Origin of the sequence: Flavobacterium sp. ZT3R18, from assembly GCF_007097385.1 — a bacterium.
Lineage (GTDB): Bacteria > Bacteroidota > Bacteroidia > Flavobacteriales > Flavobacteriaceae > Flavobacterium.
This window is the reverse complement of the sequence record NZ_VJZS01000005.1, coordinates 252,610-264,109: the sequence shown is the minus strand read 5'-3', so window position 1 is coordinate 264,109 and position 11,500 is coordinate 252,610. Positions and strand designations below refer to the sequence as shown.

Here is an 11,500-nt window from a genome sequence, read left to right as displayed (position 1 = left end):
TGAAATTGGTAGACACGCTGGACTTAAAATCCAGTGAACAGCAATGTTCGTGCGGGTTCAAGTCCCGCTCTGAGTACAAGAAACTTCATTTAGCTAATGCTAAGTGGAGTTTTTTTTTATTTCTATTTTGACACATTTTGGGATCAATTCTAAAAGGCTAATATGGGATCTGGATTACAGAAAACTTGTTCTGAAAACGGAATTGCATGAGGGATGGGAATGGCATCCTTTTCTTTTCCTCCTTTAGGAAAAGAAAAGATATAATGTCCCGAAAGCTTTCGGGAAGCCCGACCCTTGTGGTCATGCCCAAATGATGCATAGATTTGTGCTAGTGATTGTGTCCCATTCCTTGTAGATGTAAAAAGCTGAGTTAGATGTAATGAAGAGAATTTATGTGTTACGTGGGTATAAACACTTCTACGTAATTTTTGTATGACATTTATGTATTCGAAGCAATCCAACTTAAATGAACTTTTTTTAAAAAAATAAATTATAAGACTTATTTATACCTTATAATTGGGACTGTGCTGAAATTGCTTATAAAAAAAGAGACTGTCTTTTCGACAGCCTCTCTAAGTATTTTAAGTATTATAATTACAATGTAATTGGAAAAGCTATGCCATTTTGTGTATAGGTAGCTTTGTTGTCACAATCGCCATTACCATAATCGATTACGCCGTTTAAAAGAGTACTTTCTACTTTTAATTTTCCTTTTGAAACATAATCGCAAGAATGATTTTTAACAATTGGATCTAAAATAGTTAAGATAATTTTTGCACCATTTCCTTTAGTTACGGTGTGAGTTCCTTCGGTCATTTCATAGGTGTTGTCGTCTAACGAAAGAGTTGAAACACCTGCTGTTTGTTTAACGGTATGTGTTCCCGAGTTTAAATAGATTTCTCCTTTGCTGTTTGTGAATTTACCATCGGTTATACTTCTTGTCCATTGCGGTACATTTTGACTCGCAGTTGTGTTTTTGTAAACTATTTTGCCTTCTACTTTGTTCCCGTTTACAGAGTAGTCTACTCTTTCTACGGTCATTGTACTTCCAGCTACAGTTATTAAGCCAGAAAAAGTGATTTTCAATTTTCCTTTTCTGGTGATACTGTTTGTAATACATCCGTCTCCAAAATTAACATAAAATGTTTTAGGAAAAGTTGTTGTTTGTGGATCCATAGTAACTATTGCACAAGAACTGGTTAATGATTTTTCAGTTTTTTTGGAAGTTAATTTTTCAAAAGAGACTTGAGTCCCAGTTTGAATATCCAATTCATTTATGACATCAATAGTTGCTGATGCTACTACAGGAGTTGTGTCTGATGCAGCAACGATATCTTCTTTAGTACAGGAAACAACTGATAAAGTAAGAATACTCAATACTGGAAATAAAAATCTAATTTTTCTCATAAAAAATAATTTTAGGTTTAAGTTTATTATTTGGGTGTGCTAATATAATTTTTTTTTAGAAAAAAAAAGATTTTGAGATGAAAAATGTGTAGTATGTGCTTCAAATGTAGGTAAATATGTGTTTTATTTTATTTGGTAAATAGTTGAATTTATTTTGATGTTATGTCGGTTATGTTTGGGACTCCAAAGCCAAAATTTAAAGATAGCAGCGATAGTTTGTCGCAACGATAACTTTTTCTTGTTTATTTATTCTAAGCTTTCTTTTTCTAAATTATGGAATTAATTGTTTTGAAATAATAGGATACATCTGGTAAATTGCCTAAGTTAAGTTCTAATTCGGTTGTGCCTTTGTCTACAAATGCGCCAACGGTAAACGCCCCGTAGGAATACAACTCAAGTTCGGCACATTGGTTTTCTACTTTGACAAGACGGATCGGAGGATCGCCAAATGTGTTATATAGTGCAAAAAGTACTAAATCGGATGAATCTAAAGGATTGTTGTCTGGATTTGTTGATATAAGTTTTAGTTTAATTTTATACAAACCTTTTGTTTCTTCAATGACAGTTGCGGTTAATTCTCTTTCATTATTGATGGCATGTAGTCCCCATTGCCCATTTTGAGGGTCGCTATTATTAAAGGTTAATCCTTTTTGAAGTTTTAATTTTGCATTGGCCATCATTTTATCAATGTATTGTTCAATGGTTTTTTTGTAGTCATTGACATCTTTAGAATGCATCATTTTTTGAACTGCTGACTTTATATTAGTTTGGAGTATTTCGGGTTCATTAATTTTTTTTAGTAGTGTTTCTGCAATCTGTTCTTTGTCTTTTATAATACTTTCTATCTGATTTATTTTTAAATCTTTTTGATTGCTCTCTTCTTTTAACTTATGTGATCTTGTTTTTTCTTCTTCAAGCGCCTTACGTATTAAACGATTATCGACTTTTTTATATTTATTAGACAGTACTAAGCGCATATAGTTGTACCCTATATACAATCCTAAAAAACCGAAATAAATAACGGTGCTTATGGTGTAAATATTTAATAATTCGCCTTTGTATTTTGTAGATGCGCTAACATATTCGCCTAAATCAAGAAAATAACTCGGAATTTCTTTTAGATTGACTAATGCAAGTCCGACTATTATTTTGGTTAACCAATCGGATATTTCGACTAAACTATTATTGAGGGCATAATCATTTTCGGAGCCAATTTTACTATTTCTTTTGGGCATACCAAATAAAGTACCGGTAAAAAAGCAAGCTATAAATGAAGCCAAAGCCAATAATAGTCCAATAAATATTATGCGACCGCCTATTTCTGGAATGAATATTGGATAGCCGACAACAGGCACCAATCCTAAAAATAGTCCCATGTATAACGTAAGAGTGATGTATGTTTCTGCCTCTTTAACGATTACTTTTGCCTCTTCTATTTCTTTTTGGTTTTCAACTTGATCATTGTCGTTTTTCATAGGTACAAAGATTTAAGTGTTTATTTTGAAGCGTTTTTAGTCTTAAGCAGCGTTTTTCACTACAATGGATTAGACTCTAAAGTTAGAAAAATATTTAACATAAAATACGGATGTAAATACTTGTTTTTTAATCGGTTGGTTTTCTTTTTTTTGTGTGAGAGGGAGTTTTATAAAAAAAAAGCCTGCAAGTTTTTACTCGCAGGCTTTAATGGTTTACTTTTTCGAAATTATAAATACTGAAAAAGTTTTATTCTCATTTTTATTTTATCAAATCAAAACTTCTCTTTACAAAAGCGGTCAAAGCTTCTCCTTTTAATAAGTTTTGAGATAATTTAGCTAAATCTAAGGCTTGTTTTACTAAGCTTTCTTGAGCTGATTTGTCTTTGTTGTTTAATATACTGGTAGCCAAATCAGAGTTGGTGTTGACAACCAAATTGTACATTTCAGGCATATTTCCCATTCCGAACATTCCGCCACCACCAGACTGACTCATTTCTTTCATTCTACGCATAAATTCAGGTTGCGTGATGATAAATGGAGCCGCTTCGCTATCCAAAGCTTCTAGTTGTACAGTATAAGTTTGTTTTGGTACAATAGTTTCAAGAACGATTTTTAAACTTTCTTTTTCGTCTTCCGATAATTTAGAAATTGTAGATTCTTCTTTCTTGATTAAATTATCAATATGGTCTGAATCGACACGAACGAAATGCATACCGCTGTTATCGCCTTCAATTTTTTGAATTAAATGCGAGATAATCGGGGAGTCCAAAAGTAAAACTTCATATCCTTTGTCTTTTGCAATTTCGATATAAGAGTGTTGTGCTTCTTTATTTCCAGCGTATAAAACAACAAGTTTTCCGTCTTTGTCGGTTTGTTTTTCTTTTAGGTTTTCTTTTAATTCTTCCAGTGTGAAGTATTTGTCATCTACTGTTGGGTACAAAACAAACGCTCCTGCTTTTTCGTAGAATTTATCCTCAGAAAGCATTCCGTATTCCAGAACGATTTTAATGTCATTCCATTTTTGCTCAAAATCTTCTCTGTTTTCTGTGAATAAAGATTTCAATTTATCGGCAACTTTACGAGTGATATAGTTGGATATTTTCTTTACCGCACCATCTGCCTGTAATCCTGAACGAGAAACATTCAAAGGAATATCTGGAGAATCAACAACACCACGAAGCATCATTAAGAATTCAGGCACAATTCCTTCTACATTATCGGTTACATACACTTGGTTTTGGAACAATTGAATTTTGTCTTTCTGAATTTGCATATCAGAACCCAATTTTGGGAAATATAAAATACCCGTTAAATTAAATGGGTAATCTACATTTAAATGGATATGAAACAATGGTTCTTCAAACTGCATTGGATACACTTCACGGTAGAAATCCTTGTAATCTGCATCCGATAATTCTGTTGGTTGTTTGGTCCAAGCTGGATTTGGGTTGTTGATGATATTGTCAACTTCTACTTCTGTAAAAGTATTTTCTTTGTCTTCAGATTCAACAAACTCGCCTTTCTTTTGTTCGATTTTTTCTTTTTTTGTTCCAAATTTAATTGGAATAGGCATGAACTTATTGTATTTGTTCAACAAACCAGAGATTTTAGAATCTTCTAAGAATTCAAGAGAATCTTCGGCTACATGCAAAATAATTTCGGTTCCTCTTGTAGTTTTGTCCGCTGGCTCTAGTGTAAACTCAGGGCTTCCGTCGCAAGTCCAGTGTGCAGCTGGTTCGTCTTTGTATGATTTGGTGATAATTTCTACTTTTTCGGCAACCATAAAAGCAGAATAAAAACCAAGACCAAAATGACCAATAATGCCTGAATCTTTGGCTGAATCTTTGTATTTGTCTAGAAATTCTTCCGCTCCAGAAAAAGCGACTTGATTGATGTATTTTTCTACTTCATCAGCAGTCATTCCTAATCCTTGATCAATGATGTGGATTTTTTTTCCTTCCTTGTCAATTTTAACTTCAATAATTGGTGTACCATATTCAACTTTGGCTTCACCAATACTGGTAAGGTGTTTTAGTTTTAAAGTGGCATCGGTTCCGTTTGAAATCAACTCACGCAAGAAAATTTCGTGATCACTGTATAAGAATTTCTTGATTAAAGGAAAGATGTTTTCAACCGAAACATTAATTTTACCTGTTGTCATGTTTTATATTTATTAATGGTTTTACAATCGGATAAATTAACTTTCAAATAGGATACCAATTGCTATAGAAGTGACAAATTGTCGTAAGTAAATTATATAAATAAAAAAATAATTTTTAACCTATTTGATATGTACCTTTGTATCGACATTAATTTAAAATTGAAAAACATGAGAAAAATTCTATTGATATGCACTATGGCCATTTTGGTTTTTGCATGTAAAACGGGGACTACAGCTCCCACTGCGCCAGAACCAGTATCTAATGCTCCAATGAACAAACTAGATAAGACCTCTCAAGTTGGGATGAAAGGAAATTGGCAAATTACCAATGTAGCTTATCCAGGATCAGACTACATTAAAGTAAATTCTTTTAATCTTGCCGATTCAAAATGTTTTGTGGGAAGTACATGGAAATTTATTTCAAACAATAATAAAGGAAATATGACTTTGAACAGTCCTAATTGTACTGGTTTTACGTCTGATATTACATGGTATGTCAATAAAGAAGGGCAATTTGTTCTTAAGATATTGGATGAAGGATTAAAATCTAAAAAGGTAAAAACTGGTTTTGTTCTAGGTGTTGCCAATCAATCTGAAAATTCTTTTCAATTGATTGATAAAATTAATGTGGGTAGTAAACCAACAGATGTAGTGTACCAGTTTCAAAGAATTAATTAATTAGAAAAGAGATAAAAATGAAAAAGATAGCGATATTAGGTTTAAGTAGTTTGCTTGTATTAAGTATGTTTTTTACAGGATGTGATTCGGTGAAAAATGCTAATAATACTCAAAAAGGAGCTGGAATAGGAGCTGTTGCTGGAGGTATTATTGGAGCTGTATTAGGAAATAATTTGGGTCACGGAGGAAACGCTGCTTTAGGAGCTGCTATTGGAGCTGCTGTAGGTGGGGGAACTGGAGCCTTAATTGGAAACAGTATGGATAAACAAGCTAGAGAAATAGATCAAGCTTTGCCAGGAGCAGATGTAGAGCGTGTAGGAGAAGGTATTCACTTAGTTTTGAACGAAAATGCCGTTCGTTTTGATGTGAATAAAGCTACTTTGACTGCCCAAGCTAGAGCCAATTTAGATAAATTAGTACCTGTGTTTAATTCTTACGCAGATACTAATATTGAAATTTTTGGTTATACAGACAATACGGGAAGACCAGAATACAACTTGACGCTTTCTCAAAAAAGAGCCGAATCGGTAAAAGCGTATTTGACCTCAAAAGGATTAATGGCTAGTCGTTTCAAAACATCTGGTTATGGAATTGCAGATCCAATTGCTTCTAATGATACCAAAGAAGGTCAAAGTCAAAACCGTCGTGTAGAATTTGCTATTACTGCAAATGCGAAAATGGTGGAAGATGCCAAAAATAAACAATAGATAAATTTTATTTTTGTTTTAAAAACTGCTTTATCATAAAGCAGTTTTTTTTTGGATATAAATGAATTATCAACATAGTTTTTTTAGCAAAGGAACTATATTTGCTCTCACAAATTTTAATGTTATAGAATGCTTCAAGTTCAAAATATTTCATTCGGCTATACCGAAAAAATCATTATTCAGAATGTGGATTTCACAGTCGCCAAAGGTCAAAATATAGCTATTCTTGGCGAAAGCGGTTGTGGAAAAAGTACCCTTTTAAAACTGATTTATGGAATGTATGACTTAGGTCAAGGGCGTATTTTTTATAATGAAACGGAGATTCGCGGACCTAAATATAATTTGATTCCAGGAATGCCATTTATGAAATATTTGGCGCAAGATTTTGATTTGATGCCTTATGAAACTGTTGCCGAAAATGTAGGTAAGTTTCTTTCGAATGGGTTTTTGCCCTTAAAAAAACTCCGTATCCAAGAATTATTGGAAATGGTTGAAATGACGGAGTTTGCCAATGTAAAAGCTAAATTATTGAGTGGAGGTCAACAACAACGGGTAGCATTGGCTAGAGTTTTGGCTTTAGAGCCAGAGGTGTTATTGCTCGATGAACCTTTTAGCCATATTGATAATTTTAGAAAAAACGCACTGCGTAGAAACCTATTTGCTTACTTAAAGAAAAAAGAAATCACTTGCTTTATTGCGACTCATGATAGTACCGATGCGCTTTCTTTCTCTGATGAAACCCTTGTTTTGCATCAAGGAAGAATTATTGAGAAAGGACCTTCGGCAGAGGTTTATACTTATCCTTTGAATAAATATGTTGCCTCTCTTTTTGGAGAAGTAAATGAACTAAAATTGTCACAATTGATGACCATCGAAGGGGATGATGAGATTATTTTGTTGTATCCACATCAATTAAAAATAGACGTAAACGGTTCTCTGAAAGCGATTGTAAAACAATCCTTTTTTAAGGGTAGCCGTTATTTGATAAAAGCTGCTTTTGACAGAAAAGCTATTTTCTTTGAGCATGAAACTGCTTTAGAATTAAATCAAGAAGTGCTGTTGAAGATTTCTTAGAGAGATTTGGAATCTAAAAATAAGGGAACAGTTTTCAGTCACAGTCGCAGTTTTCAGAGTTATCTGCAAACATTGTAATTCGCTTTCTTCAAAATAGTAACAGAAAAGAGACAGTTTTTTTAGGCTGTCTCTTTTTTTGTTAAATGAAAGTCAGGATTTCCACTTTAGTTTTTCAAATGTTTTTCCAAGAATTGGTCTTGTTCCCAGAGTAAATGCAAAATATTTTCTTTGGCCACATAACCGTGAGATTCTTTGGGTAATAGTACCATTCTAACTGGCGCTCCCAATCCTTTTAAAGCTTGGAAATAACGTTCTGTTTGTAGCGTAAAAGTCCCAGGATTGTTATCAGCTTCACCATGAACTAAAAGCAATGGAGTTTTCATTTTATCCGCATTCATAAAAGGCGACATTGTATTGTACACTTGAGGAACTTCCCAGTAATTGCGTTGCTCGCTCTGAAACCCAAACGGCGTTAATGTTCTATTGTAGGCACCACTTCTGGCAATGCCACAGGCAAATAGATTGGAGTGTGTCAATAAATTAGCCGTCATAAATGCACCATAAGAATGTCCGCCAATAGCCACTTTTTTGGTATTGATATATCCTAAAGCATCTACGGCATGTATTGCGGCTTCGGCATCATCTACCAATTGTGTAATGAAATTATCATTGGGTTCTGTGGTTCCTTCTCCAATAATAGGAAACGAAGCGTCATCAAGAACGACATATCCTTTGGTTACCCAATATACAAAAGAACCATAATAAGGGAAAGTAAATTCATTTGGGTTTTGATTGCTTTGTCCAGCGCTACTTTTATCTTTATATTCAGCTGGGTAAGCCCAAATTAATAATGGTAATTTTTCTTTTTTGACCTTGTCATAACCTTCAGGCAAATACAAAGTTCCAGATAGTTCTACACCATCTTTTCGTTTGTATTTGATCACTTCCTTACTGACATTTTTGATGCTTTCAAATGGATTTTCGAAAGTAGTAATGGGAGTTAGGCTATTTTTTTGTTTGATGTTTCTAAAATAATAATTGGGATATTCATTTTTAGATTGAATCTGAACCAATACTTTTCCCTTTTTAAAATCTTCAATTTCTAATAAATCTTCTTTTTTGTCTTTGTAAAGCGAAGTGTACAGTCGTTTTGATTGTAGTGTCTTTAAATTGAATTCATCGATAAACGGAAATTGTCCGTCTTTGGTAAATCCTTCTCCAATACGGAAAGCATTATTGTTTTCTATAGCCAACACATGCTTATTGTACTGGTTTTTTTTGGTTTCAAAATTTCCAGGATCAGCATAAATGTCTTGTGAGTTTCTATCCGTGATTACTTTTGCTTTTTGGTTTGAGTCGGATGGATTTATCAAATAGGTTTTGGTATTTCGAGTGTCGTACCATTCATCTGAAACAATGGCAACAGTTTCGTTCCCCCAAATGATTTCCCCGAAGCGTTGTGGTGTTTTTAGCATTGAAGTTGGGTTTGCAGCAAAAGGAGCTTCCCATAGAAAAACCTCATCTCTGAAATCAACTTTATTAGCTGGATCTCCTTCGTCTAAAGCCACTACATAGGCTAATGTCGCAGGTTTGTCATTTCTCCAGCTCATTTCTCTTTTTCCTTTGCGTACAGCCATGAACCCTTTCGGCATAATTTCGTTTAGCGGCAATTCATTTACTGTTTTTATTTCAATACCATTCTTGTTATAAACGACCGTTTTTGAAGGAAAACGATTTAAAGGAACAATGTAAGAAAATGGTTTTTGTATGGTAGTTATCATTAAAAAGTTTCCGTCAGGCGAAATTCTCTCTCCTGCAAACATAGCAGCATTCTTTAATAAAGTTGCTTTTCCGTCTAGGGTCACTTTATATAATTCGGACGTAATGATGTTTTCAAAATTGATTTCATCATTTTTGTTTTTCAGCATGTCAGGGTAAGTCCTGTTTTGTGATTTTGTCCCCTCCGAATTAGAGGTAATTGGTCCCGTTGGCAAATCTTTTTTAGAATCTAATAATGCAGCTCTGTTTTTGGGTAGCATTTTTACCAAAATAGTTTCGTTGTCATTGAACCAGCTAAAAGGTGTGCCCAGATTTGCGTTTAGGGTTGCTTCGGTTAATTTTGTTGCTTTTGCGGAAGCTACATCCAAAACCCATAATTCAACTCCAGTAGTAATGGTGTTTGAAAATAATATCTTTTTATCGTTTGGCGACCATACTACATTACTGATGCGGGGATTGGTTGGCAAACCGCTAACTTGTATTTCGTTTTTGTCAGCAACTTTTCTTAATTTGATATTGTTGATGTAGGTTACCGTACTCGAAATATTGGTTATTGGGTTAATTCGTAAACCTCCCAAACGTAATTCTTCTTGATTTAAATCGTCTAATGTTTTGTAGGTAGCTCTATAGCTCAAGAGCATGTATTCTTTCTTGGTATCTAAAGACACGGAAGGGGCTCTTTGATAATCAGCCAGATCTAAAATCGATTTGGAGGGTTTTTGATAGTTTAAGTTTTCTTGCGCAATGGCGGATAAACCCATGCATAGGAATACGAATAAGGAAACTCTTAATTTCATAAGTTGATATTTATTGTTTTTTTATAGGTCTTATGTAATTCGCATACTATCATTGGTGTTAACGACCAATTTACGGTCATGCTCATTTCATAAATTTAAATTGTTGTTGATTAATAACAAGTAGTCTCGTAATAGGTCGTAATAATTCAATTTTGTTACATTTAGGGAAAAGCTATTCATTAGTAGGATGTCTAGAGCCCTCACGGAAATGGTATCTTTTTTTATTAAACCTGACGGGTTTTTAAAACCCGTCAGGTTTATAAAAAAAGATACCGCCCCGATAGTAAAATAGCTGCAAAAAACTAATAATTTGGATATTGCTAAAAAAAGAGTAATTTGTCATCGAATATTTTAAAAGATATTTAAATTTGCAACCTTCATTTTAATAATATAATAAAAGTATGTACCATTCAAAAATAACGGGATTGGGGTATTATGTCCCAGATAATGTAGTGACTAATGATGATTTGTCTAAAATCATTGATACAAATGACGAATGGATTCAAGAAAGAACAGGGATTCAGGAAAGACGCCATATCATCCGTGGGGAAGATACGACCACGTCAATGGGAGTAAAAGCAGCCAGGATTGCTATGGAACGCTCGGGTGTTGCTGCAGAGGATATTGATTTTGTGGTTTTTGCAACACTAAGTCCGGATTATTATTTTCCAGGACCTGGGGTTTTGGTACAACGTGATTTAGGTTTGAGAACCGTTGGAGCATTAGACGTAAGAAATCAATGTTCCGGTTTTGTGTACGCTCTTTCTGTGGCGGATCAATATATCAAAACAGGAATGTACAAGAATATTCTAGTGATTGGATCTGAGGTGCATTCTACAGGATTGGATATGACTTCGAGAGGACGTGGAGTTTCAGTGATTTTTGGAGATGGGGCAGGAGCTGCTATTTTAAGCAGAGAAGAAGATTTGTCTAAAGGAATTCTATCTACCCATTTGCATTCTGAAGGGATTCACGCCGAAGAATTAGTCGTAAAAGCGCCAGGCATGGGAGGTCGTTGGGTTACCGACATTATAGCGGACAATGATCCAAACGACGAAAGTTATTTCCCTTACATGAATGGGCAATTTGTGTTTAAAAATGCAGTAGTTCGTTTTGCCGAGGTGATTAATGAAGGGCTCGAAGCCAATAATTTGCAAGTTTCGGATATTGATATGTTGATTCCGCATCAAGCCAATTTGAGAATTTCGCAGTTTATACAAAAGAAATTTGGACTGAATGATGACCAAGTATTTAACAACATTCAGAAATACGGAAACACAACAGCAGCTTCTATTCCGATTGCTTTGACCGAAGCTTGGGAAAAAGGGAAAATAAAATCAGGAGATACAGTGGTTTTAGCTGCTTTTGGAAGTGGATTTACCTGGGCAAGTGCTATTATAAAATGGTAATTATCTGATTTTT

8 protein-coding genes are annotated in these 11,500 nt (G+C 34.2%); 4 read left to right on the top strand and 4 right to left on the bottom strand.

All coding sequences use genetic code 11. The features are described from left to right. Positions 1 to 594: 594 nt before the first annotated feature. The 3 genes from FNW52_RS08285 to htpG form a co-directional block, all read right to left on the bottom strand. Positions 595 to 1,407 carry a hypothetical protein gene (locus FNW52_RS08285; protein ID WP_143376980.1) on the bottom strand — a complete coding sequence of 271 codons (813 nt, stop codon included), beginning with the start codon at positions 1,405 to 1,407 and terminating at the stop codon, positions 595 to 597. A gap of 266 nt (positions 1,408 to 1,673) precedes the next feature. Continuing rightward, positions 1,674 to 2,882: a pYEATS domain-containing protein gene (locus tag FNW52_RS08280; protein WP_143376979.1), complete on the bottom strand. Its 1,209-nt coding sequence runs from the start codon at positions 2,880 to 2,882 to the stop codon at positions 1,674 to 1,676. Between the two features lie 259 nt (positions 2,883 to 3,141). Then, on the bottom strand, positions 3,142 to 5,043 hold the full coding sequence (htpG, locus tag FNW52_RS08275) for a molecular chaperone HtpG (RefSeq protein ID WP_143376978.1): 1,902 nt from the start codon (positions 5,041 to 5,043) through the stop codon (positions 3,142 to 3,144). Between the two features lie 168 nt (positions 5,044 to 5,211). Between htpG and FNW52_RS08270 the strand changes: the two genes are divergently transcribed. The 3 genes from FNW52_RS08270 to FNW52_RS08260 all read left to right on the top strand — a co-directional run bounded on the left by FNW52_RS08270 (position 5,212) and on the right by FNW52_RS08260 (position 7,502). Beyond that, positions 5,212 to 5,721 (top strand): lipocalin family protein, encoded by a 510-nt coding sequence (locus tag FNW52_RS08270; RefSeq protein WP_143376977.1) that lies wholly within the window; start codon positions 5,212 to 5,214, stop codon positions 5,719 to 5,721. A 17-nt stretch (positions 5,722 to 5,738) separates the two neighbouring features. Further along, positions 5,739 to 6,428 (top strand): OmpA family protein, encoded by a 690-nt coding sequence (locus tag FNW52_RS08265; protein WP_143376976.1) that lies wholly within the window; start codon positions 5,739 to 5,741, stop codon positions 6,426 to 6,428. A 129-nt stretch (positions 6,429 to 6,557) separates the two neighbouring features. Then, positions 6,558 to 7,502, top strand: coding sequence for an ABC transporter ATP-binding protein (locus tag FNW52_RS08260; RefSeq protein ID WP_143376975.1), 945 nt, complete (start codon positions 6,558 to 6,560; stop codon positions 7,500 to 7,502). A gap of 164 nt (positions 7,503 to 7,666) precedes the next feature. Here the strand turns inward: FNW52_RS08260 and FNW52_RS08255 are convergent, their stop codons facing one another. Further along, on the bottom strand, positions 7,667 to 10,078 hold the full coding sequence (locus tag FNW52_RS08255) for a S9 family peptidase (RefSeq protein WP_143376974.1): 2,412 nt from the start codon (positions 10,076 to 10,078) through the stop codon (positions 7,667 to 7,669). Between the two features lie 401 nt (positions 10,079 to 10,479). On the opposite strand from FNW52_RS08255, the gene FNW52_RS08250 reads away from it, so the two are divergent. After that, positions 10,480 to 11,487: a 3-oxoacyl-ACP synthase III family protein gene (locus tag FNW52_RS08250; RefSeq protein WP_143376973.1), complete on the top strand. Its 1,008-nt coding sequence runs from the start codon at positions 10,480 to 10,482 to the stop codon at positions 11,485 to 11,487. The last annotated feature ends 13 nt before the right edge of the window (positions 11,488 to 11,500 follow it).